Genomic DNA, 24,073 nt, shown 5'->3' on the forward strand with positions numbered 1-24,073 from the left:
GCCTCCCTTCCGATTGAGCCGGGCCGAAAACGGCCCGCCTCAATCGTCCTGCCAGGTCAGGGCGAACTGCGCCATCGTGCCCGTACCGGTCCAGAGCACGTCCTCGTTCAGGTCGAACTTCGGGTGGTGGTGCGGGTAGTCGCGCCCGCCGCCGAAGGTGGAGGGATGGAAGAAGAACACGCCCGGCGCCTTTTCCAGGAAGAACGCCATGTCCTCCCCGCCCATGGTCGGCTCGTCGACCTCGCGGACGTGTTCGGGGCCCACCACCGCTCCGGCCGCGCGCAGCAGCTTCGCCGTCATCTCGGGCGCGTTGGTCGTGGGGGGCGGTCCGTAGTGGAACTCCACGGACGCGCTGCCCCGCATGGCGGAGGCCACCCCCTCGACGATCCCGCGGATCCGGTCCTGCAGCTCCTTGCGGGTTTCGGCCGTGAGCGCGCGCAGCGTCCCCTTCATCACGCAGTCGGGCGGGACGATGTTGCCCGCCGAGCCGCTCTGGAACGTCCCGATCGTCAGCACGGCCGGGGCCAGAGGGCTGATCTCGCGGCTCACGATGGTCTGGAGCGTCGTGTAGATCTGGCAGCCGATGGCGATGGGGTCGATCGTGCGGTGCGGGGTCGCTCCATGGCCGCCCTTGCCCGTGACCGTGATGGTGAACATGTCGGCCGCGGCCATCAGGGGGCCGTTGCTGTAGCCGATCTCGCCGGCGTCGACCCCGGTCCAGAAGTTGCCCGTGTGGAGCCCGATGAAGGCGTCGACCTTCGGGTTCTCAAGCACCCCGTCCGCGATCATCGCGGGCGCGCCCGACCCCGTCTCCTCCGAGGGCTGGAAGATCAGCTTGACGGCCCCCTTCAGCTTGTCGCGGTGCGCCGTCAGCAGCCTGGCCGCCCCCAGGAGCATCGCGGTATGGGCGTCGTGCCCGCAGGCGTGCATGCGCCCGTCCACCGTGGAGGCGAACGGCAGGCCCGTCTCCTCGCGAACGGGAAGGGCGTCCATGTCCGCCCTCATCCCCAGAACCTTTCCGGGCAGATCGCCCCGGATCACCGCGGCAACGCCGTTTTTGGCGACACCCGTCCGGATCTCCGTCACCCCCATCTCCCCGAGCCGCTCCACCACAAAGGCCGCCGTCTCGACGGTGTCGAACCCCAACTCCGGGTGCGCGTGCAGGTGGCGGCGCCACTCCACGAGCTGCGCGTTCAGCTTCCCGGCCTCTTCCCTGATGTTCACGTCCTTCATTGCAGGCTGGAACCTCCCTCCGAAATCGTGCCGCGGGGCCTTCGGCCCCCCGCGTCCCTGTGCGTTCCCTCGCGAACGCCGCCTCTTTTGCCTCCGTCTATTGTACTTCCATCCCCCGTTATTTGCCCCCAGGGGCTGCCAAATCATGGCGCGCGGCCGAAACCGTCCGACTTTTGGACCACAAACCAATTGACGACCTTGATTTTCTTTTGCTTTAAGGCTATATTATTCGACAAAACAAAATCGGGCAATCCAGACCCCCGGCAAAGACATTCCAAATCAGGGTTTTCCCTTTGAGAAACTGGATTCCCGTTCGGCAAGCCAACCCAAGGACCTCGTTCATCAAAAATACTTTTCGAGAAAGAGGCGAATTGCCATGCGTCCGACACGCACACTCTGGAACCTGATGGGAAGCCTGCAAAACGTCATCATGGTGCTGTCCTCGGTCACCATCGTCGCACTCATCCTGGTTCAGGTGCTCCTGCGCTACTTCTTCATGATGCCCCTCATGGGCGTCGAAGAACTGGCCTGCCTGTGCGGCTTCTGGCTCTATTTCATCGGGGCCGCCAACGGCGCGCGCGAACGGAGCCACATCAAGGCCGACCTGCTGAACGTCTTCATCAAGAACGAACGGTGGCTCTCCGCGGCAAAGGCGCTTTCGTCCCTGATCCTGCTCGTGCTCGCCACCTTGTTCGTGGAATGGACCTTCAGCTACCTCCGCTGGTCGGTGAAGTCCTGGGAGCGCTCTCCGGCCCTGTCCATCCCCATGGTCTACGCCCAGGCAAGCCTCTTGGTCAGCGCAGTTCTCATGCTTTTCTATTTCTTCGTGGAGTTTTTGGACTACGTCAGGCAGGTCCTGGGCTACAGCCCCTTCAACCCGGAACTCTATCAGAGCGAGCAGGAGTGTGAGTAGCCATGCACATCGTCATCGACCTCGTCATTCTGATCGGCACCATCATCATCGGCATTCCCGTTCCGTTCTGCTTCATGGCGGCGGCGCTCTACATGGGCGTCATCTACTTCCCCGACTTCTCCTTCCTGGCCACGGTCGGGTTCCGCGGGCTGAACTCCCTGACGCTGCTGTCCATCCCCTTCTTCATCATGGCGGGCTCCCTGATGAGCTCCGCCGGCATAGCCGAACGGCTCACGAACTTCGCCAACTCCATGCTCGGAAGGATGCGGGGCGGGATGGGGGCCGCAACCATCGTGGCCTGCGCGATCTTCGGGGCGATCTCCGGCACCTGCTCCTCCGCGGTGGCCTGCATCGGCAGCATCATGATCCCGCGGCTCGAGCAGCTGGGCTACCCCAGAAGCTACAGCACCGCCATGGTGAGCTGCGCCTCCGTCCTCGGGCAGCTGATCCCCCCGAGCGTCCCCATGATCCTCTACGGATGGGTGACCCAGCAGTCCGTGGCGGCGTGCTTCCTGGCCACGGTCGTTCCCGGCCTTCTGCTCATGACCATTTTCTGCGTGATCAACTACTTCATGTGCAAGAAAATACCGACGATCCAGGTCGACCCGCCCCTCCCGGCGGCGGAGCGCAACCGGGAGATCCGTCTGGCCTTCAGAAAGGGGATTTGGAGCCTTCTGATGCCCCTGATCATCCTGGGGGGCATTTACGGCGGCGTCACCACCCCGACCGAGTCGGCCGCGGTCGCCGTGGCCTATTCCATCCTGGTGGGCTTCCTGATCCACCGCGAGCTCAAGTTCAAGACGCTCTGGAAGGCCTTCTGCGCCTCCGCGACCACCAGCGGCGTCATCTGCCTCATGCTGTTCTTCGTGACCATCCTGGGGCGGGTCTACACCATGCAGCAGGTCCCCATGAAGATCTCCGAGTACCTGATCGGCCTGTCGGACAACAAGTACGTCATCCTCTTCATGGTCAACATCTTTCTGATCATCATCGGGATGCTCATGGACGACCTCAGCGGGACGATGCTCGTGGCGCCGCTGCTCATGCCCCTGATGCTGAAGATCGGGGTCCATCCCATCCATTTCGCCGCCATCCTGGGGACCAACCTGGGGCTCGGCAACGTCACCCCTCCCACCGCCCCCATCCTCTACCTCGGCGGACGGATCGGGAACGTGCCCATCAACGCCTACATCAAGCCCGCCCTGGTCTTCATGATCGTGGGACACCTCCCGGTCATCCTGTTGACCACGTACCTTCCCGAACTCTCGCTTTGGCTGCCCAGGCTGCTGATGGGCATCCGTTAGGGCGAGAAACCGGGCCGAAGGGGGAGATGAATCCGACGGAAACGCTTTTGTCCCCATACGCTTCTTTTTGTCGCCGCCCCGCGGGCCTCACCGCACCGTTACGCATTCATCCGGTCAGGAGGGATAACACATGAAAAACAGTCGCCGTCTTTTCGTCCTGCTTCTCGCCGCCGCCGTCCTCATGGCATTCTTCTCCGTTCCCGCCGCGGCCGAGCCCGAGTACAAATGGCGCTTGGCCCAGGTCCACCCCGTCGGCAGCGATTACGACACGCGCGCCAAGGAATTCGCCCGCAAGGTGAGCGAGCGCACCAACGGGCGCATCCACATCGACGTCTTCTCCGGCGGAGTTCTGGGGGACTGGACCGAGACCTTCGAAATGCTGATGCGCGGGTCCCTCGAGATGAACATGGCCCAGGCGAACGCCAACTTCGACCCCAAGCTGAACCTGGCCTACTACTTCCCCTATCTGGTGAAGGACATCGAGGAGGCCAAGAAGGTCTACGGCAAGGACGGCTGGGCCTACAAGATCGTCCAGGACCTCTGGGCCGCCCACAACATCAAGGCCCTGGCGGTCATTCCGCTGGGCATGGCGGGGGTCTCCCTGAAGAGCAAGCCCGCCAGCTACGCGGATCCGGAGGTCCACAACAACATGAAGGTCCGCGTCATGCCGATCAAGCCCTGCGAGATGACCTACGAGGCGATGGGCTACATCGCCACCCCGATCCCCTACGCCGAGACCTACAGCGCCATCCAGACCGGAATCGCCGACGGACAGATGGGAGGCCCCCCCTTCCAGGCGTGGCAGTTCAAGGACGTGAACAAGGTCTGGATCCAGTACAACGACTTCTTCGAGCCCTGGTGGATCGCCATCAACCTGGACCTGTGGAACAAGCTGTCCGAGGCGGACCAGGAGATCCTTCAGACGGCGGCCCTCGAGGAGTCGGCCATCCAGTGGGAGCGCGCGGCGGCCGAGGACGAGAAGTACCGCCAGAAGCTGAAGGACGAGTACGGTTGGGAGATCGTCATCCTCTCCCCCGAGGAACTGGACAGGATCGCCTCCCACGTGCGCAAGGCCGTGTGGCCCAAGCTGGAGCCGCTGCTCGGCAAGGAATTGATGGACAGAATCTACCAGGAGTCCGGCATCCCCAGACCCTAGACACCCCACACCCGGAAGAGCCGAGAGGAGATTCGAAAAGGCGGGGGGCGTCCCCGCCTTTTTGAAACTCGGCCGTGCCGGCGGAGCCGACCGAAAGGAGAACGGATTCGGATGCAGGAAAACAAGCGAAGCATGAAGTTGATCGAGGAGGAAAAGGCCCTTTCCTCCCCCGGAGCGAAGATCCCCTACTACCCCCTGGCGATCGCCAGGGGCAAGGGCGCGGTCGTGGAGGACCTCGACGGGCGGAGCTACATCGACCTTCTGGCCAGCGCCGGGGCGGTCAACACCGGGCACTGCCATCCCAAGGTCGTCCAGGCCATCAGGGATCAGGCGGAGAAGCTGATCCTCTACACGCCCGTCTACATGTACCAGGAGCCCGTGGTCCGGCTCTCCAGGGAGCTCGTGTCCATCGCCCCCGGGCCCCATCCCAAGCGGGTGTTCTACGGCCTCTGCGGTTCGGACGCCAACGACGGCGCCATCAAGATGGCCCGCGTCGCCACGGGGCGTCCCAAGATCGTCTCCTTCATCCGTTCCTACCACGGGAGCACGTTCGGCGCCATCTCCCTGTCGGCGATCAGCTTGCCGATGACCCGGTCGATCGGTCCCCTGCTGCCCGAGATCTTTCACGTGCCCTATCCCGACCCCTACCGTCCCCCCGTGGCCGGGATGACGCCGGACCAGGTCTCCGACTACTGCATGGAGCAGATCCGCATCGCGTTCGAGAGCTCCATCCCGGCCGACGAGGTGGCCGCGTTCATCATCGAGCCCATACAGGGCGACGCCGGCCTGATCGTCCCCCCCGTCAAGTTCATGGAGGACCTGCGCGCGCTCTGCGACAGGCACGGGATCCTCTTCATCTCGGAGGAGGTGCAGCAGGGGTTCGGGCGCACCGGAAAGTGGTTCGGCATCGAGAACTTCGGCGTGGTCCCCGACGCGGTGGTCCTGGGCAAGGCCATCGCCTCGGGACTTCCCCTGAGCGCGGTCGTCGCGCGGGCCGAGCTCATGGAGGGGATGGAGGCCCCCGTGCACCTCTTCACCGCGGCCGGGAATCCCGTCTGCTGCGAGGCCGGCCGGGCCACCATCGAGGTGATCCGCGAGGAGGGGCTGCTGGAGCACGCCTCCGAGCTCGGAGAACACGTCCTCGGGCGTTTCCGGGAGATGCAGAAGCGCTACGCCTTCATCGGGGACGTGAGGGGCATCGGCCTCTCCATAGGCGTGGATTTGGTGACGGACCGGGACACGAAGGAACGCCACCGCGTCGCCGCCTCGAAGATCTGCTACCGGGCCTGGGAAAAGGGGCTGCTGCTGTCGTTCTTCAGCGGGTCCGTGCTTCGCATCCAGCCGCCGCTGGTCATCACCCGCCAGGAGATGGACCGGGCCTTGGATATAATAGAGGAAAGCATGGAGGAATTCGAACGAGGCCGGATACCCGACTCCGTCCTCGAGTGCGTGAAGGGCTGGTGACCTTCCACAACGGAACTCCGTGCCTCACTTTAGTCCGGTCGAGGTGCAGATGATGATCCACAAGAAGCCCCTGCTCTATGCAAATGCCCCGGCGGGCCCCGCCGGGGCCGTCCCTGAGCGCTCGGAGGTCCCCGAGCGCGACCGATGGAACCTGGAGGCCATCTATCCCTCCCCCGAGGCCTGGGAGGCGGCCTTCGCCGACCTGTCCCCGCGGATCGACGCCCTGGCGGAGCACGCGGGGAGCCTGGGGGAGGGGCCGGCCGCGCTCCTGTCCTACCTGAGGGCCGAGGAGGCCGTGTCGCTGGAGCTCGGCAAGCTCTACGTCTACGCCAACATGAAGAGCCACGAGGACCTGCGCGTCGCGCGCCACATGGAGATGGCCGGCCGGGCCGAGACCCTGGCGACCCGCCACGGCGCCGCCTGCGCCTTCTTCCGGCCCGAGGTCCTCTCGATCCCCGAGGCCGAACTCAGGCGCTGGATCGCCGAGGACGAGGACCTTCGGCTCTACGACTTTCTGCTCTCCGAGATCCTCCGGGAGAAGGAGCACGTGCTCTCCGCCTCCGAGGAGGAGCTCCTGGCCCGCACGCGCGAGCTCTCCGCCGTCCCGGAGAACGCCTTCACCCTGCTGACGGACGCGGACCTGAAGTTCCCCGACGTCCGCGACGAGAAGGGGGACACGGTCGAGCTGACCGAGGAGCGCTACTACCGTCTGAGCCGTTCCCCGGACCGCTCGGTGCGCCGCGCCGCCTTCCTGGGCATCCACGAGACCTACGCCTCGTTCCGCAACGCCATCGGCACGCTCTACTCGGGCTCCGTGAAGGGCGACCTGTTCTACGCCCGCGCCCGGCGCCACGAGGACAGCCTGGCCATGGCGCTCTTCGGCGACAACGTCCCGACGCGCGTCTACGACAACGTGGTGGGCACCGCGGACCGGTTCGCGCCCCTCATGCACCGCTGCGTCGGCCTGCGCCGGCGCGCCCTGGGGCTCGACGAGCTCCACTACTACGACCTGAACGTCCCGCTGTCGGAGGAGCCCCTCGCCGACATCCCCTACGAGGAGGCCTGCGACCTGGCGGTCCGGGCCCTGGAGCCCCTGGGGCCGGACTACGTCGCCGCCCTGAAGCGGGGCTTCTCGGAGCGATGGATCGACGTCCGAGAGAACCAGGGCAAGCGCAAGGGCGCCTACTCCTGGGGGTCCTACGGGACGAACCCCTACGTGCTGCTGAACTACAACGGGACCCTGCGCGACGTCTTCACCCTGGTCCACGAGATGGGGCACTCCCTGCACTCGTGGTACTCCCACGCGGCCCAGCCCCAGGTCTACGCCGACTACACGATCCTGCTGGCGGAGGTGGCCTCCACCACCAACGAGGCGCTGCTGCTGGGGCACCTGCTGAAGCGGAGCGGGACGGAGTCGGAGAAGAAATGGCTTCTGAACTACTTCTACGACATGGTCCGGACGACGTTCTTCCGTCAGGCCATGTTCGCGGACTTCGAGCGGCGCACCCACGCCCGGGTCGAGGAGGGCGGCGCCCTGACGCCGGAGTGGATGAACGAACTCTGGGGGGACCTCAACGCCCGGTACTACGGCCCGGAGCTGACCATCGACCCCGCCCTGCACGCGGAGTGGGCCCGGATCCCGCACTTCTACTCGGCCTTCTACGTCTACAAGTACGTGACGGGCTTCACGGCCGCGGGCGCCTTTGCGGACTCCATCCTGAAGGGCGAGGACGGGGCCCGGGAGCGCTACCTGACGTTCCTGAAAAGCGGCGGCAGCGACCACTCCCTGAACATCCTGAGGCGTGCCGGCGTGGACCTGACGGAGGCGGAGCCCTTCGAGCGCACCATGAGCCTCTTCGAAAGGAGGCTCGACGAGGGAGAGGAGCTGTGGAAATCATGACGGAACCGATCGTCCGGCTGGAGCATATCTCCAAGAGCTTCGCGGGCGTGCCGGCGCTCGCCGACGTCTCGTTCGAGCTGCGCGGGGGGGAGGTCCATGCCCTCCTGGGCGAGAACGGCGCGGGCAAGTCCACGCTCATGAAGATCCTGAGCGGCGTCTACCTGCGCGACGAGGGGCGCATGACCGTGCTGGGCAGGGAGGTCGGGGACCTGACCCCCAAGGGGGCCAAGGAGCTGGGGATCGCCATCATCCACCAGGAGCTGAACCTGTGCACGCACCTGACGGTGGCGGAGAACATCTTTCTGGGCCGCGAGGTCGTCCGGGGCGGCCGGCTCGCCGACCGGGAGATGAACGACCGGGCCGCGGAGATCCTGGAACGGCTCAACATCGCCATCCCGCCCACGACCCCTGTGGGGGACCTCCCCGTCTCCAAGCAGCAGATGGTGGAGATCGCCCGGGCGCTGTCCGAGGACGCGCGCATCCTGATCATGGACGAGCCCACCTCCGCGCTCACCTCGCGTGAGATCGACGACCTGTTCGCCATCATCCGCACCCTGCGCGCATCCGGGCGGGGCATCGTCTACATCTCCCACCGCCTGGAGGAGCTCAGGCACATCGTGGACCGCGTCACGGTGCTGCGCGACGGCCGTTGGATCACGACCCTCGATTTCGCGGACACCTCCTTGCCGGAGCTCATCGCCCACATGGTGGGGCGCGAGATCACGGAGCAGTTCCCGCGCGTGCGCTGCCCGAAGGGCAAAAAGATCCTGGAGGTCCGCGGGCTCTCCGCGGGCCGGGCGGTGCGCGACGTCGGCTTCGAGCTCCACGAGGGCGAGATCGTCGGCGTGGCCGGCCTGATGGGCGCGGGCCGAACCGAGATGACCCGCGCGATCTTCGGCGCCGACCCGCGCGACGGCGGGGAGATCCTGCTGGACGGGGAGCCCGTGAAGATCGAGAAGCCCCTCGACGCCATCGAGGCGGGCATCGTCCTGGCCCCGGAGGACAGGAAGAAGGACGGGCTGTGCACCCGCCTGAGCGTCCGGGAGAACATCGCCCTGCCCAACCTGGACGCCATGGCCGGAGGCTCGGGCGTCGTCGATCGAGGCAAGGAGCGCCGCACGACGGACGACACGGTGCGGTCCCTGCGCGTCCGGCTCGCGAGCCCGGAGCAGGCCGCGGAGAGCCTGTCGGGCGGAAACCAGCAGAAGGTCGTGATCGGCAAGTGGCTGGCGCGCAACTCCCGCGTGGTGCTGTTCGACGAGCCGACCCGGGGCATCGACGTGGCGGCCAAGACGGAGATCTACAACCTGATGAACGACCTGAAGCAGCGGGGGATCGGGGTGCTGTTCGTCTCCTCCGAGATGCCGGAGGTCCTGGGGGTGTCCGACCGCGTCCTGGTGATGTGCGGCGGACGCATCACCGGCGACTTCCCGGTGGAGGAGGCGACGCAGGAGCGGATACTGGAGTGCGCCACCCGCTTCACGGCCTGAATTTCAAATGGGGGATGAACGATGCCGGAAAACGAGCTGTACCAGCGTAAGTCCTTTTTGTTGCAGGCCCTGACGGGCCGGGGCATGGGCCAGGTCTGGACGGCCCTGCTGGGCCTGATCCTGCTCTGCGTGGTGTTCAGCGGGCTCAACCCGGTCTTCCTCTCCAGCCGGAACGTCAGCAACCTGCTGCGCCAGATCGCGCCGATCCTGCTGATCGGCATCGGGCAGTCCTACGTGCTCATCACGGGCAACATCGACCTCTCGATCGGCTCCGTGGTCGGGATGAGCTGCATGATCTCCGCCACCCTCATGACCAAGGGGATGAACCCCTGGGCCGCGGTGGCGGTCACCCTCGTTGCCTGTCTGGCCGTCGGGGTCGCCAACGGCTGGCTGGTGGCGAAGTTCAGGCTTCCGCCCTTCATCGCCACTCTGGGGACCATGACCGTGGCGCGCGGCATCGCGCAGATCGTCAACAACAACTACAACACCGACTCCATCGGCAAGGGCGCCCAGATGTTCCGGGACCTCTTCTACTACGGGCGCACCGGCGGCGTCTACAACACCATCTGGATCGCCGCGGCGCTCTGGCTCGTCTTCAACTTCCTGCTGCGCCGGACGCGGACCGGCCGCCACATCTACGCCGTGGGCAGCAACGTCGAGGCGGCGCGCCTTTCGGGCGTGGACGTCGTCTCCACGACCACCAAGGCCTACCTGGTCAGCGCGTTCTGCTCCTGCGTCGTGGGGCTGATCGTCTGCGCCACGAGCGGGATGGGGACCATGGACGCGGGGACGATGTACGAGCTCTACGCCGTCGCGGCCTCCGTCATCGGCGGCGTCAGCACGCTGGGCGGACAGGGGCTGCTGCTGGGCACCGTGGTCGGCGCCTCCATCTGGGGCGTGCTCCAGAACGGGCTCCAGTTCGCGGGGGCTCCCGTGGCCATCCGCAACATCGCCATCGGGGCGATCGTCGTCGTCTCCGTGCTGCTGGACGTCCTGGTCCGCAGCCGCGGCAAGAGGCGGCGGAGCGGAAAGCAGAAGGAATGACAGAGTCCCGCCTCCGCATTTCGACGCTTTACCCCCCCTCCCTTCCGGCTATGATGGGGTGCAGTTTCGGCCCTCTCCTCCGGGAGCGGCGCCAAAACGCGGGGCGTTCGTTTTTTGCGGAATTCCTGCGGTGCCCTCGAGGCCGAAGGGGCGCCGTGCGCATCCACGGGATCGGCCGATTCTAAAATTTTCGAGGAGGCGTTGTACATGAGGAAAGTTACGGGTTTGCTGCTCTGCTTCACGCTGCTTTTCGGTCTCGCGGCCGCTCCGGCCCTGGCCGCGGACAAGCGCAAGGTGACCCTGATCACCATGGACCAGATGGACCAGCACTGGGTCAACGTCGACGCCGGATGCAAGAAGGCGGTCGAGGAGCTGGGGACGATCGACTACACCTGGATGGCCCCGGACGTGAAGGACGACGCCAAGCAGATCGAGTGCGTCAACAACGCCGTGGCCGGGGGCGCCGAGGTGCTGCTGGTCGCCGCGAACGGCCCCACCGCCATCAGCTCCGCGCTCGAGGCCGCGGCCAAGGAGGGCGTCAAGATCCTCTACGTGGACTCCCCCGCCGACTTCCCCGGGCTCCAGACGCTGGCGACCGATAACGAGGCGGCCGGCAAGACGGCCGGGACCCAGCTTCTCGAGGCCCTGAAGGCCGCCGGCAAGGCCGAGGGCAGCATCGGGATCATCAACGTCAACGCGGCCACCGCGTCGACCGTGGCCCGCGAAAAGGGCTTCCGCGCCGCGTTCGAGGGATCGGCCTTCAAGTTGCTGGAGCCCCAGTACTGCGACGGCGACGCGGCACGCGCCAAGGACATGGCCGCCAACTTCATCACCCAGGGCTGCGTGGGGCTGTTCGGGGCCAACGAGGGTTCCACCGTCGGCGTCGGCAACGCGATCCAAGAGGCCGGCGGGGCGGTCATCGGCGTGGGCTTCGACAAGTCGGACATGATCCTCGGCCTGATCAAGGACGGGCACCTGCTCTGCACCATGGCCCAGAACCCCGTCGTCATGGGATACGAGGGCATGAAGTCCGCGGCCAGGGCACTGGCCGGCGAGGAGCTGTCGCCCAAGATGGTCGACACGGGCGTCTCCGTCCTGACCAAGGACAAGCTGTTCTAACCCGCAAATATTCTTTGCGCAGCAACCAAGGAGCCGGCTCCCGCAGATTCGGGAGCCGGCTCCTTCATGCGTGAAAAGCCGTTCCGGTCACAGGCCCAACAAATTGGGGAGCCACAGGACCGTGGCCGGAATGTACGTGATGATGAGCAGCAGGGCAAGGAGGGGGATGAGCATGACGATCAGGTCCTTGAACATCTCCCCAAGGCTGGTCTCCGCGATCTCGCACGAGACGAAGAGGCAGACCCCCAAAGGCGGCGTGCACATTCCGATGGTCAGGTTGACCGCGACCATGACCCCGAAATGCACGAGATCGATGCCGAAGGTCCTGACCAGAGGCAGGAACAGGGGGACGAATATCGTGATGGCGCTCGTGGTGTCTATGAACGTCCCCGCAATGAGAAGGATGACGTTCATCGCCATGAGGGCGCCCCACTGGGTATCGATGACCGAGAGGAGGCTCTGGGTGATGGACTGCGGGATCATCTTTACGGTCATGAACCAGATGAAGAGGCTCGCCGTCATCAGGACGGTCAGGATGATGCCGGTGGTGACGGCCGCATCCGTGAAGGCTTGGGCGATCTTTTTCCAGGAAAGCTCGCGATAGACGAGTCCACCCAGGAGCAGCGCGTAAGCCACGGCGATGGATGCCGATTCCGTTGGGGTAAAAATGCCCCCGACGATCCCTCCCACGATGATCACAGGCATGAAAAGAGCCAGGAGGGCATCCCTGAGCCCCTGCCGCACCTCGGACCATTCGGCCTTTTTCGCCCTCCCGACGTAGCCCCTGCGCTTGCTGATGAGCCAGTTCGCAATCATGAGAAACGCGCCCATCAGGATCCCCGGCACGACCCCGCCCATGAAAAGTTTGGCTATGGAGCCGCTGACGATGACGCCGTAGACGACCAGAGGGATGCTCGGAGGGATGATGGGCCCGATGGATCCTGACGTGGCAACGAGGGCTGCGGCATAGGGACGAGAATACCCCTTGGCGATCATCTCGGAGATGAGAAGAGCCCCGATGGCCGCCGTAGCCGCTATGGCAGAGCCCGTAACGGCGGCGAAGATCATGGAGGCGACGATCGCGACCATGCCCAGACCGCCCGGCCAGTGGCCGACCAGCGATTCCGAGAAGGAGGTGATGCGTTTGGATATGCCTCCGACCGCCATCAGGTTTCCGGCCAGAATGAAGAGGGGGATGGCCACGAAGGCGAAGTTGTCCATTCCGGTGAACATGCGCTGAACGATCACCTCGAGGGGAAGCCCGGTCCCGGCCAGCCCGACCAAAGTGGTGATGCCCAGGGAAAAGGAAATGGGGATCCCCAGAAGGAAGACTCCAAAAAGCGCCGCTATCCAGAGCATGGCGGCCTCACCGTCCTTCGGAGCCCGGGCTTGGGACGAAGAACGACCTCAGAAGCCGCAGGGTGTCGCCGAACAGGAACAGGAGCATGAAGCCGACGGTCACGGGAATCACCGCGTAGAGCCAGCTCATGGACAGCTGGAGATAGGGGGTGACTTGATCCGCGTTGGCTTTCACGAAGGGGATGCTGAAAAGAAAGACCGCCCCCAGGAAGACGAAGACCACGACGTTCGAGAGGAGCTCGAAGCATGGCTTGAGCGGGGCCGGAAAAAGCCGAACCAGGACGTCGATGTTGAGATGGGCTCTGTTGAAGACACCGACGGCCATGCCAAAGAAAACCGAATAGGCGAAAAAAATCCGGATGATGTCCGTCGCCCAAGGCATGGGGAGGTTGAATATGTAGCGCTGAACCACCTGCCCCAGCGTGACGGCGAAGACGACCATCAGACAAAAACCCGACAAGGCGGCGAACAGCCGCCGCAACTTCTGCATCGATCTCACTCCTCACCAGCTCCTGTGGACATGCCGCGCCCCGCAAGGACGCGACGCTCGAAAATGGGGGCCGGTTTCCCGGCCCCCAGTGCCAGATGAAGACCAGATCTCAGCGTGCTTTGGCGACCTCGTCCCTGATCCTCTGCACCAGAGCCTCGGGGACCACATCGGAGACGACCTTGTAAAGATCCTTCGTCACCTCGGCAAACGCGGCTTTATCGGGGTTCTCCTCGATCTCCACGCCGGTCTTCCGGATCGCCTCCAGGCGCTCCTTCTCCAGCTGGGCCAAGGTCTCCCGCTGATAGGCCGCCGTCTTCGCCGCGGCATCCTTCAGGATCTCCCGATGCTTCGGGTCCAGGCCCTCCAGCCACTTGGCGTTGGCGATCACCAGTGCGGGCTCGTAGGTATGCCCCGTCATGGAAATGTACTTCTGGACCTCGTAGAACTTCATGGAGTAGATCGTGGCGATGGGGTTTTCCTCCCCATCCGTCACCTTCTGCTGAAGCGCCGTGTAGAGCTCGCCAAAGGGGATGGGCGTGGCGACGGCGCCCAGGCGCCGCATGAACTCGATCCATATCTTGGACTCCTGCACCCGGATCTTGAGGTCCTTCATGTCCGCGGGGACCTTGACGGGACGGACGTTGTTGGTCATGTTCCGGAACCCGACCTCCCAGAAGGAGAGGCTGGCAAAACCCTTCTTCAGCATGTACTCCGCAAGCTCCGACCCGATGGAACCGTCGAGAGCGGCGTAGACCTGCTCCCGTCCCGGGAACAGGAAGGGGATGCCGAAGACCTGAAGCTCGGGGACGAAGCCCGCCATGTTGCTCGCGGCGACGGCCCCTATCTCCACCGTCCCCATACGGACGCTCTCCGCCAGCTCACGCTCTCCCCCAAGCTGTCCCTGCGGGAAGATCGTGATCTGCATCTCGCCGCCCGAGGCCTCCTCGACCAGCTTCTTGAAATGTTCCGCCCCGATGTTGTACTGGTGCTCCAGACTGCCCGAATGAGCGAACTTGATGTTCACCGGCGCCGCAAACGCCGCGCTCCCCAACAGAGCGGCCCACATGACAACGAAAAATCCCGCCAACGTGCTCTTCTTCATCCGTCCTCATCCTTCCTGTTTTTGAGTCGTCAAAGCGCCGTACGCCTCCGGCGCCCTGTCCTTGAACACCGTAAGGAAACTTCTGGTCCTCGCCACCTCGTCCGTATCGATGGTGACGAAGCCCGCCTCCTCCCCTTCGCCGGCGCGGAAGAGGGTCTCTCCCTTCGGCCCCAGGATCATGGAGCGGCCGCCGAATCGGGTGCCGTCCGTCGTCCCGCATCGGTTGCAGGCCACGACGAACATCTGGTTCTCTATGGCCCGGGCCCGCAAAAGGGCCTCCCAATGGTCGATCCTCGAGGCGGGCCACTCCGCGCTGACGAAGAGGACCTCCGCCCCCTCGAGCGCGTAGAGCCGGACCCACTCGCAGAAGCGAATGTCGTAGCAAATGACACAACCGGCCCTCACTCCGGCGAGATCGAAGCGGCACGTCGTGCGCCCGGGGACGAAATATTTGTCCTCATCCATCAGGCGGATCAGGTGGGCCTTGTCGTAATGTGCCACGAGACGGCCCTGAGGGTCGATGACCTGCGCACGGTTGGCAAAACCTTCGGATGTGGAGGCCAGAACGGACCCGCCGACGAACCATACTCCGTACTCACGAGCCGCCGAGCCAAGGAACTCCGCCGCGCCGGCACCCTCCGGATCGGCAAGCTGCCCCGCCCGATCGAGCGCATAACCCACGTCCCAAATTTCAGGGACGGTGACGGCAGTAGGGAGTTCGGAGGGGACGAGCGCCGATGAAAGCCAGCGGCGGAGCGTTGCCCGGTTGCGCTCGCGATCTCCCAACGCGATGTCGAACTGCAATACGCCCACGCGGATTTTCACGGTTCCACCTCAATTCCTGTCCGGAAGAACCCGGACGGAGTACTCATGACGGATTTCCCGTTCAAGGACGGGGTCCTTCAGAGAAAGCACGTAATGGCTTCCGTAAATCAACCCCTCGCCCAACACCGGCAGCGTCCCGCTGAAGAGCGCGATGCGCCCGCCCGGCATGGGGGCGTCCCCGCACGCCAGCTCGAAGAGACGCTCCGGGGGCAGCATTTTTCCCAGGGCCCCCTCCTGATAGAGCTTGCCGTCATTCCAGACCCGCAGCTCTATGGAGTCCCAATGCTCCCTCACGTCATCGACCCTCCAGCAGACCGACCCGACGGTCTTGGAGCAGACCTGCTTGGCCTTGGCCACTGAAACGGTCTCAAGGGAACGATCCGTGTGGTCGCTTGCCACCGTGACATGCAGATTGCCTCCGGCGCAGCGCGCCAGAAAGACCTCGCCCTCACCCGAGGTCGAGCCCCCGACAACCCACAGGAGCCTGGAGGACGCCACGCGCTCCGGATCCACCCAATACATCGAGGGCACAGATTCCGGCGCGGGAACCCCTATCTTTCGCAGCTCCTCGACATGGGCCCGGACGCTCGCCTGATCCCGGCCGGTATACCCCGCCGCCACACAGACGTCCCACGTCAGGGCTATTTCGTGGGACGCACCGTCCTTTCGCAACACCACCGACTTCATCCGCACATTCGATCACCTCTCCCGTTCTGGGGGCGATGTCACGCCCCTCAGGCACTCCTTGTCGTGGAGCTTCCCTATCAAAATACTCTCCGTGGAATCCAGGTGTGCCCGAATGGCCGCCTTCACGGCACTCTTCCGTCTTTTCTCCAACGCCCCGAGGATCGCGCCGTGCTCGTCCAGGACGTCGTCGTACCGCTGTTCGTCCATGGCCAGCATGCCGAACCAGATCATGTCCTCGCTGACACAGCGCCAGAATTTCTGCAGATACTCGTTTCCAGACACGGCAAAAAAAGTCGAGTGGAAGGACTGATCCGTCGTAATGAAGGTGAAGAGATCGTCCCTTGCCTTGTGCATCGCGTTGGCAAGGTCCCTCATACGCCGGACCACCGTGCCGTCGAGCCCCCCGGCAAAGGCGAGGTCCACGGCATCATCCTCCAGCACCCGTCGCGCCAGAAAGAGTTTGCGCAAATTCAAGGTGGAGGCATCGCGCACCTGGATGTTCCTTCTCGCGTTCACCGTGAGCCAGCCCTCCTGGGAAAGACGCTGGATCGCCTCGCGGACGGGCGTACGGCTGACGTTGAACTTCTCCGCAAGCTGGCGTTCCTGAAGGATCGCCCCCGGAGGGTGGACCAGAGAGAGAATGTCCGTTTTTATCCTGGCGTAGACTCCGGAGGCGAGACAATCGTCCTTCATCGGCAAGCCCTCCGCTCATCTGGTATACCAGTTGCCCTCAAGAGTATAAGGGCGACGGACCGAGGGCGTCAAGGGGTTTCATTCCACAAACAGCCGGGAACAGACCGAGCCTCCGCCCCGTCTCCGGGGCAGGGGGAAGCCGGAAAACAAGAACGACCTTTTGAGGCCCCATTCGTCCGGCACCATGACTGCCCCCGCGCATCCCGACGCTTTTTCCGGCGATCCGCCGCGACGATCCCTCCGAAGGACGCTGTCCTTGTTCGTCCTTGTTCGTCCTTGTTCGTCCTTGTTCAATGATAATTGTAGCTACGCTGAACCTTCGCTCCACCCTATAAGTGGTCAGTGAAAAGGTCACCCCCCGCAGGACAGGTCTTTTTGGATAATACCGGCATGAAGCAGAAGCGAGCGGCGTTGTCGCAAAAAGATATCAAGCGCATCAAGGTCTTGGAGCTGGTGGTCAACGGGATGGTGACCAATCAGGAGGCTGCGGAGTCCTTAAAGCTCTGTCGGAGGCAGATCATCAGACTCGGGAAAAAGTACCTGGAACAAAGCGAAACAGGCATCGTTCACGGCAACAGAGGCAGACATCCTCTGCACAGGATTGGAGAGCACATCCGACTCAAAGTGCTCGGTCTCTACCGGGAGCGGAAGCTTTTCCTACAGGGGACAAACCTATGCCCCAACCACCCCTGGAAGCGCTCTTTCAGGAAAAACGATCACCCTATCTCGGGGCTGGGGGAAACAAAGGCGACATTTTCTCTGAACACTTGGAGGTGACTTTTTCTCTGGCTATTGACATCATACGGGTGTAAAGAAAGAGCCGCTCCTCCAAAAGATGGGAGCGGCTCTTTCTTTACACATTGGCGGAGAAAAACGCGCGGTTGCGCGGTTCGATGAGGTCCGTGCTACTTGTAGAGGTTGGCGGCGCTCATCTCCAGATATCCCTCGCCCCGATAGTCGGGAAACGCCTTCTTCATGGCCGCGACAAATTCTTCCTTCGTCCCGGAAGCGGTCAGGATCTCCTTGGTCTTCTCAAGGTAGGCGATCTTTTTGTCCAGGGCCTCCGGCTTCTCGGGGACATGATGCGAGGTCAGAATCAGCTCGTATCCCTTGCCCTTCATCTTGCGGAGGGCTTCGGCGAACGCCTCGATATGCCCCGCGCTGCCCAGAATGGAGTGGGTGTCGCCGCCCAGCATATGCAGATAAACGACCTTTGCGGAGGGGACCGCGATCGTCATGCCGGGCGCCGGGGCCGGGACATCGTCGTACTCCAGGGAAAAATCGATGCCTCCGATGCTGGCGTTCGGCCCCTCGAGGGACTGGTCGGGAACGACCACCTTTGAATCGAACCCCGGAACGCCCTTGGCGAAATTCTCGAACAGCGCGGCGGCCCTGCCGTCCTTGGCGAACTCCACGGCCGCCTTGCTGGCGTAGATGGGAATGCCTTTATAGTGGGACAGCCCCGCTCCGTGGTACGATACGATCACTGCCGCGAGGGGCTTGCCCAGCCCGTTGATGTACCGCTTCAGATCCTTCGCCGACTCCGGCATGGACTGGGGCTCCAGCAGGACGAGCTCCTTCTCCGTCTCGAACACGACGGAACCGTCCAGCATACCCTCCGCGGAGTTGTACGCGTGTACGGTCAATCCCGGCATCTCGAACTTCCCTATACTGCCCTTATAGCCCTCCGCGGCAAACGCGGTGCCTCCGAGTGCCATCACCATTCCTGCTGCCGCCAACACCTTAACGAACTCTACCATAGTCATCCTTCCTTTCTTTTTCCAAAGATTTCTCTTAAACGATGTCCTTATGGTGTGTCCGCCCCGGCGCGTGCCCCGGAAGCGGCCAACTCTATGCGTTTCGTCATCTCCGAAAGCTGCCGGCAGAACGCCTCTTTCTCCCTCTCGGAAGCGTCTCCCCACACCGTACGGCGCAGTTCCTCGGAGATGCGTTCGAACAGCGCCCGAAAAGCGATGCCTTTTTCCGTCAGGCAAAGAATCGTGACCCGGCTGTCGTTCTTATCCGCCTCCCTCCTTATATACCCGAGGGACTCGAGCTTGCGCGCCAGGACCGTAAGCGTGCTCTTGTCCCTGTTCACCCGATCGCAAACGGCTTTCATCGGCTGAGCCCCGCCTTCGTACAGCGCCACCAGCACGGCTCCGTGGGACGGCGCCAACCCTACGACCCCCTCCTCGGTCAAGCGGGCCATAAGGAACGTGTTGATGCCATTCCTCAAAAGGGCAATATTGTGTGCGATGTCGTCCCCAATTCTCATCATGAAGTCATTATAGTTTTATATAAAACCAATGTCAAGTCCTTCGAATTTTCCTGTTGTTGTTCAGTGATAGTTTTAGCTACGCTCAACCGTCTGTCCATCCTATAAAGTGTTCAGTGAAAAGGTCACCCTCCCCGCACGATGCCCTCGGCCACGCAAACAGGCTGCAGTCATGCTCCGGCAGACCGATGCCTCAAAGTTCGAGTGGTTCGGCAAGGGGAAGGGCTATGCTGCCCTCCACGCCTACATCGATGACGTCACCGGATGGGTCGTCGGCGCCTGGTTCACCAAGAACGAGAGCACCGCAGGTTATGTCGCCGCTCTCAGCATCGGCCTGGAACGGTATGGTCTGCCCATGGAGATTTACAGCGACAGGCACACGATTTTCCGTTCCCCTCAGAAATCCTCCGAAGAAGAGGGCGAAGAACGCTCCTTGAGCAACTTCGGACAGGGGTTGAAGGACTTTGGCATAGGCCAGATCTTTGCCCTCACCCCGAAGGCAAAGGGGCGCATCGAGCGCCTGTGGAACACCTTGCAGGACAGGCTGACCGGGGATCCGAGACTCCTCGGCATCAAAGACATAGATGGAGCCAACCCCCTTCGGGGACTCCGCAAGGTCCTGCCCAAGCTCATCGCAAAGCACAACGAGAAGTTTGCCGTTCTGCCCGCAGAACAGGAGACCGCCTACGTGAAGCCTGTGGAGAGGATCGATGTCGATTTCCTCTGCGCACGACGCCAAACGCGTAAAACAGACGGGGGCGGAAGCTTTTCCTACGGAGGACGAACCTATGTCCCCACCACCCCTGAGAAGCGCTCTTTCAGGAAAAACGCTCACCCTATCTCGGAACTGGGGGAAACAAAGGCGACATTTTCTCTGAATACTTAGGGGTGACCTTTTCTCTGGCTATTGACATCCCTCCGAAGGACGATTGCCCCGACGCCCGAAAAGCGTTATCCTATCCTCGGAAAAACCAACGCCGAGGGGGAAGCCATGGTCCATCTGCTGCTCGCCGTCATCTACCTGTCCTTCATCGGTCTGGGGCTGCCGGACTCGCTCCTGGGAGCAGCGTGGCCCAGCATGTACGAGGGACTGGCGGTCCCGGTGTCCTGCGCGGGCATCGTCTCCATGCTCATCTCCGGCTGCACCATCGTATCCAGCCTGTTCAGCGACCACCTCGTGCGCTCGCTGGGGCCGGGCCGGGTGACCGCTCTCAGCGTCGGCACGACCGCCGCCGCGCTGTTCGGGTTCGCCTCGTCGCGCACGTTCGCCTCGATCTGTTTCTGGGCCGTTCCCTACGGACTCGGCGCCGGGTCCGTGGATGCCGTGCTGAACAATTTCGTCGCTCTGCACTACGAGACCCGGCACATGAACTGGCTGCACTGCTTCTGGGGCGTCGGGGCGACGCTCGGCCCCTATGTCATGGGGCTCTGCCTGGCCCAGGGGCTGGGATGGCCGGGGGGCTACCACGCCGTGGGGCTCATTCAGGTCGCTCTGACCGCGCTCCTGGTCCTCTCGCTCCCCCTCTGGCGGAACGGCTCCGATGGCACGCCCCGCGTCCACGAGGACGACGCCGCTCCCCCCGCAGGCCTGCGAGACCTGTTCCGCCTCCCGGGGGCCCGGAGAGCCCTGGCCGCCTTCTTCTGCTACTGCTCGCTGGAGCATGTAACGGGACTGTGGGGCAGCAGCTACATGGTCATGGTCAAGGGACTGACCGCGGACCGCGCCGCATCGCTGATCGGACTCTTCTACTTCGGCATCACCGCCGGGCGCTTCGCAAGCGGGTTTCTGAGCACCCGTTTCGACGACCGCACCATGATTCGGATGGGGCAGGCGCTGGCCCTGACGGGAGTTCTCGTCCTGCCCCTCGCCGGGGGGCTTGTTCCGCTCCGTGTCGGGTTCGTCCTGATCGGGCTGGGATGCGCACCCATCTATCCCAGCCTGCTCCACCGGACCCCGGAGCGGTTCGGAGCGGTCGCCTCCCAGGCGATGATGGGGCTCCAGATGGCCTGCGCCTACCTCGGGAGCACGCTTTCCCCCGTTTTGACCGGATGGGTCGCGGGACGTTTCGGCATTGCCCCCTACCCGTTTCTGCTGCTGGCCTTCGCCCTCCTGATGACGGGCATGACCGAGGGGGAAAACCGAAGGACAACCGTCCCCCGTCCCCTCTCCACCGACACGGCAACGAATGATAGAATTGGTCCGGGTGCCTCGTAAGACGATTCCTTTGTTGTCCAGCTACTTCTTATCCAAATCGGCACGCACTGTGTGCCGAATTAAGCTGGTCGCATTATCGTTTGTTGATGCGGATCGATGACCCGCACCGTCGCGAGTTTTACCTGACCGAAAGTGCGAACACGGGTTGGACGTCACGGCAGTTAGAACGGCAGATCAACTCGTTCTATTACGAGCGTCTGCTTGTTACGCAAAAGGAAAACCGCCCTCAAATCGCGGCCGAGGTATTCAAACTGGAACCCAAAACCGATGTGGACCATATTCTCAAAGACCCGTATATCCGGGAGTTTTTGGACTTGAAGGAGAAAACCCAATACACCGAAAGCGAGCTGGAACAGGGCTTGATTGACAGGCTGCAGGAGTTCCTGCTCGAACTGGGCAAAGGATTCTCGTTTGTGGCGAGGCAAAAACGCATTACCACAGAGCACGGCGAGCATTATTACATTGACCTCGTGTTCTACAACTTCATCCTGAAATGCTTTGTGGTTATCGACCTCAAAGCAGGCAAGCTGACCTACCAGGATGTGGGACAGACAGATTTCTATGTCCGCTTGTTTGACGAAAAGATAAAGCAGGCCGACGACAACCCGACCATTGGCATCATCCTCGTGACGGACAAGGACGAGAGCATCGTCAAATACTCCGTTCTTGCAGAAAATGCAAACCTTTTTGCATCCAAATACAAACTCTACCTACCCTCGGAAGAGGAATTGCGCGCCGAACTGCAAAGGGAGCGTGAGCTCCTCGAGCGGAAAATAGGGCAGGAACACTGAGGTGACAACCAATGAAAATCCAGTTGGCGCCGAGACATCGGCAGAGGGCAGAACCGGCCGAAGACGAGCCGTTGGGGTACAGGAGCCCCTTCTGTAACTCGGCTTTCGCCGTTCTCTCTTGGGCATAAAATCTTACTCCAAGGTTTCCGTGCCGCTTCTTTTTCTCGCTCGCCATCTCATTTTCCAGATACAAGGTCGATTTTCCAGCCTTTTGCCGCAAAGGCAGAGATTTATCCGCATCTTCTTTGCCGCGATCATGATCGTCAGATCAAAGCAAGCAAGCACAGATCGTTAGAAAGGACACGGCTCCATGCTCAAAAAGTTCGCGCGCTACTACATCCCCCATATGCGGCTCTTCCTGGCGGACATGGCCTGCGCCTTCACGCTCTCCCTGTGCGGGCTCTTCTACCCCATGGTCACCCGCGCCGTCATCAACACCTGGCTTCCCCGGCGGACGCTCGGGCCGATCCTGGCGTGGATGGCCGTGCTGCTGGGGCTCTACACGCTCCGCGCGTGCCTGAACTACTTCGTCCAGTACTACGGACACGTCATGGGCGTGCGCATCCAGGTGGACATCCGGCGCGAGGCGTTCGACCACCTCCAGCGCCTGCCCTTCGCCTTCTTCGACCGAACCCGAACGGGAACCCTGATGTCCCGCATCATCAACGACACCTTCGAGATCGCGGAGCTGGCCCACCACGGCCCCGAGGACCTCTTCATCTCCCTGGTGATGCTGGCGGGCTCCTTCCTCCTGCTCTGCACCCTGAACGTGCCTCTGACCCTCATCGTCTTCTCGTTCGTCCCCCTGCTGGTCTGGTTCGCGGCCCGCAAGCGGCGCAAGCTGGGGCGCACGTCCATGCGCACGCGCATGGAGATCGGCGAGGTGAACGCGGACCTGGAGAACGCCGTGGCGGGCGTGCGCGTCTCCAAGGCGTTCGGGGGCGCCGCGCACGAGGCGGGCAAGTTTCGGGTCCGCAACCGCGCCTACGAGGCGGCCCGCGGCCAGCAGTACCGCGCCATGGCGGAGTTCTTCTCGGGGACCGGCTTTCTTATGGACATCCTCGCCCTCGCGACCCTGACGGCGGGCAGCCTCTTCGCCTACCGGGGCGCGATCAACGCGGGGGACCTCGCCGCATACCTCATCTTTGTGGGGCTCTTCACGGAGCCGATCAGGAAGCTCATCAACTTCACGGAACAGCTTCAGACGGGCATCACGGGCTTCATACGCGTTCAGGAGCTTTTGGCGGCGGAGCCGGAGGAGGACGCTCCGGGCGCCGTCGAGCTGACCGACCTGAAGGGCGCCGTCGCCTTCGAGGACGTCAGCTTCCGCTACGACGGCGGACAGGAGGTCCTGTCGCACCTGTCGCTCTCGATCGCCCCCGGCGAGACCGTGGCGCTGGTCGGCCCTTCGGGCGGCGGCAAGTCGACGCTCTGTCACCTGCTCCCCCGCTTCTACGAGCCCGACGAAGGACGCATCACGCTGGACGGGACCGACATCCGCAGCCTCACGCGGGCGTCGCTGCGGCGGAACATCGGCATCGTGCAACAGGACACCTACCTCTTCAGCGGCACCATCCGCGACAACATCGCCTACGGCAACGTGGACGCGACGGACGCGGAAGTGGAGGCGGCCGCACGGAGCGCATCGCTCCACGCCTTCGTGGAGTCGCTGCCGGACGGCTACGACACCCACGTGGGCGAGCGCGGCGTGACGCTCTCCGGCGGGCAAAGGCAGCGCATCGCCATCGCCCGGATCTTCCTGAAGAACCCCAGGCTGCTGATCCTCGACGAGGCGACGAGTGCGCTGGACAACGTCACCGAGGCGCAGATCCAGGCCGCTCTCGACGCCCTCAGCGCGGGCCGCACCACGCTGGTGGTGGCGCACCGCCTCTCCACCGTTCGGAACGCGGACCGGATCGTGGTCCTGACCCGAGAGGGCATCGCCGAGTCGGGGACCCACGAGGAGCTCCTGCAAAAAGGCGGGCTCTACGCCCGCCTCCAGCGCTGAATAAA

The 24,073-nt window shown here is 63.3% G+C and carries 22 protein-coding genes and 1 pseudogene; 14 read left to right on the forward strand and 9 right to left on the reverse strand.

The features are described 5' to 3' along the window. Positions 1–39: 39 nt before the first annotated feature. On the reverse strand, positions 40–1,233 hold the full coding sequence (locus tag EII26_RS09535) for a M20 metallopeptidase family protein (RefSeq protein ID WP_124888928.1): 1,194 nt from the start codon (positions 1,231–1,233) through the stop codon (positions 40–42). A gap of 376 nt (positions 1,234–1,609) precedes the next feature. Here EII26_RS09535 and EII26_RS09540 point away from each other — a divergent pair, with 376 nt between their 5' ends. The 8 genes from EII26_RS09540 (at position 1,610) to EII26_RS09575 (ending at position 11,623) form a co-directional block, all read left to right on the forward strand. Further along, positions 1,610–2,146, forward strand: a complete 537-nt coding sequence (locus tag EII26_RS09540; protein WP_124888929.1) for a TRAP transporter small permease — start codon at positions 1,610–1,612, stop codon at positions 2,144–2,146. A gap of 2 nt (positions 2,147–2,148) precedes the next feature. Beyond that, the gene (locus EII26_RS09545; protein WP_124888930.1) at positions 2,149–3,450 is read left to right on the forward strand and encodes a TRAP transporter large permease; all 1,302 of its coding nucleotides are present in this window, start codon (positions 2,149–2,151) and stop codon (positions 3,448–3,450) included. 130 nt (positions 3,451–3,580) lie between these two features. Continuing rightward, a complete protein-coding gene (dctP, locus tag EII26_RS09550; RefSeq protein WP_124888931.1) occupies positions 3,581–4,606 on the forward strand; it encodes a TRAP transporter substrate-binding protein DctP in 1,026 nt (341 codons plus the stop codon). Between the two features lie 132 nt (positions 4,607–4,738). After that, the gene (locus EII26_RS09555) at positions 4,739–6,070 is read left to right on the forward strand and encodes an aspartate aminotransferase family protein (RefSeq protein WP_233572693.1); all 1,332 of its coding nucleotides are present in this window, start codon (positions 4,739–4,741) and stop codon (positions 6,068–6,070) included. A gap of 52 nt (positions 6,071–6,122) precedes the next feature. Further along, on the forward strand, positions 6,123–7,970 hold the full coding sequence (gene pepF / locus EII26_RS09560) for an oligoendopeptidase F (RefSeq protein WP_233572694.1): 1,848 nt from the start codon (positions 6,123–6,125) through the stop codon (positions 7,968–7,970). Further along, the gene (locus EII26_RS09565) at positions 7,967–9,460 is read left to right on the forward strand and encodes a sugar ABC transporter ATP-binding protein (protein ID WP_124888933.1); all 1,494 of its coding nucleotides are present in this window, start codon (positions 7,967–7,969) and stop codon (positions 9,458–9,460) included. Before pepF ends, EII26_RS09565 begins: the two co-directional genes overlap by 4 nt. Positions 9,461–9,481: 21 nt before the next feature. Continuing rightward, entirely contained in the window at positions 9,482–10,504 is a 1,023-nt protein-coding gene (locus EII26_RS09570) for an ABC transporter permease (protein WP_124888934.1), read from the forward strand. Between the two features lie 207 nt (positions 10,505–10,711). Beyond that, positions 10,712–11,623 (forward strand): ABC transporter substrate-binding protein, encoded by a 912-nt coding sequence (locus tag EII26_RS09575; protein ID WP_124888935.1) that lies wholly within the window; start codon positions 10,712–10,714, stop codon positions 11,621–11,623. 87 nt (positions 11,624–11,710) lie between these two features. On the opposite strand, the gene EII26_RS09580 is transcribed toward EII26_RS09575, so the two are convergent. The 6 genes from EII26_RS09580 to EII26_RS09605 all read right to left on the reverse strand — a co-directional run bounded on the left by EII26_RS09580 (position 11,711) and on the right by EII26_RS09605 (position 16,779). Further along, a complete protein-coding gene (locus tag EII26_RS09580; protein ID WP_124888936.1) occupies positions 11,711–12,982 on the reverse strand; it encodes a TRAP transporter large permease in 1,272 nt (423 codons plus the stop codon). 7 nt (positions 12,983–12,989) lie between these two features. Further along, positions 12,990–13,472, reverse strand: coding sequence for a TRAP transporter small permease (locus tag EII26_RS09585; protein ID WP_124888937.1), 483 nt, complete (start codon positions 13,470–13,472; stop codon positions 12,990–12,992). 109 nt (positions 13,473–13,581) lie between these two features. Beyond that, a complete protein-coding gene (locus tag EII26_RS09590) occupies positions 13,582–14,574 on the reverse strand; it encodes a TRAP transporter substrate-binding protein (protein WP_124888938.1) in 993 nt (330 codons plus the stop codon). A gap of 6 nt (positions 14,575–14,580) precedes the next feature. Next, on the reverse strand, positions 14,581–15,399 hold the full coding sequence (locus EII26_RS09595; RefSeq protein ID WP_124888939.1) for a carbon-nitrogen family hydrolase: 819 nt from the start codon (positions 15,397–15,399) through the stop codon (positions 14,581–14,583). 9 nt (positions 15,400–15,408) lie between these two features. Further along, positions 15,409–16,086 (reverse strand): DUF2848 family protein, encoded by a 678-nt coding sequence (locus EII26_RS09600; protein ID WP_199735162.1) that lies wholly within the window; start codon positions 16,084–16,086, stop codon positions 15,409–15,411. A gap of 12 nt (positions 16,087–16,098) precedes the next feature. Beyond that, the gene (locus tag EII26_RS09605) at positions 16,099–16,779 is read right to left on the reverse strand and encodes a GntR family transcriptional regulator (protein ID WP_124888941.1); all 681 of its coding nucleotides are present in this window, start codon (positions 16,777–16,779) and stop codon (positions 16,099–16,101) included. Between the two features lie 390 nt (positions 16,780–17,169). On the opposite strand from EII26_RS09605, the gene EII26_RS09610 reads away from it, so the two are divergent. Then, positions 17,170–17,556 (forward strand): helix-turn-helix domain-containing protein, encoded by a 387-nt coding sequence (locus EII26_RS09610; RefSeq protein WP_124888942.1) that lies wholly within the window; start codon positions 17,170–17,172, stop codon positions 17,554–17,556. A 128-nt stretch (positions 17,557–17,684) separates the two neighbouring features. On the opposite strand, the gene EII26_RS09615 is transcribed toward EII26_RS09610, so the two are convergent. After that, the gene (locus tag EII26_RS09615; protein ID WP_124888943.1) at positions 17,685–18,545 is read right to left on the reverse strand and encodes an MBL fold metallo-hydrolase; all 861 of its coding nucleotides are present in this window, start codon (positions 18,543–18,545) and stop codon (positions 17,685–17,687) included. Between the two features lie 41 nt (positions 18,546–18,586). Next, positions 18,587–19,057, reverse strand: a complete 471-nt coding sequence (locus EII26_RS09620) for a MarR family winged helix-turn-helix transcriptional regulator (protein WP_124888944.1) — start codon at positions 19,055–19,057, stop codon at positions 18,587–18,589. A 169-nt stretch (positions 19,058–19,226) separates the two neighbouring features. On the opposite strand from EII26_RS09620, the gene EII26_RS09625 reads away from it, so the two are divergent. From EII26_RS09625 to EII26_RS09640, 5 genes and pseudogenes are all read left to right on the forward strand, one after another. Further along, entirely contained in the window at positions 19,227–19,940 is a 714-nt protein-coding gene (locus EII26_RS09625; protein ID WP_124888945.1) for a DDE-type integrase/transposase/recombinase, read from the forward strand. 105 nt (positions 19,941–20,045) lie between these two features. Then, positions 20,046–21,269, forward strand: a complete 1,224-nt coding sequence (locus tag EII26_RS09630) for an MFS transporter (protein WP_124888946.1) — start codon at positions 20,046–20,048, stop codon at positions 21,267–21,269. Positions 21,270–21,310: 41 nt separating this feature from the next. After that, positions 21,311–21,454: pseudogene (locus tag EII26_RS13565) on the forward strand (DUF1016 N-terminal domain-containing protein); the annotation flags it as partial. An 84-nt stretch (positions 21,455–21,538) separates the two neighbouring features. Continuing rightward, entirely contained in the window at positions 21,539–22,060 is a 522-nt protein-coding gene (locus tag EII26_RS09635; RefSeq protein WP_255415958.1) for a PDDEXK nuclease domain-containing protein, read from the forward strand. Between the two features lie 310 nt (positions 22,061–22,370). Beyond that, the gene (locus tag EII26_RS09640; RefSeq protein ID WP_124888947.1) at positions 22,371–24,068 is read left to right on the forward strand and encodes an ABC transporter ATP-binding protein; all 1,698 of its coding nucleotides are present in this window, start codon (positions 22,371–22,373) and stop codon (positions 24,066–24,068) included. Positions 24,069–24,073: the final 5 nt, after the last annotated feature.

Source organism: Fretibacterium sp. OH1220_COT-178 (genome assembly GCF_003860125.1).
In the GTDB taxonomy this organism is placed as follows: Bacteria; Synergistota; Synergistia; order Synergistales; family Aminobacteriaceae; genus CAJPSE01.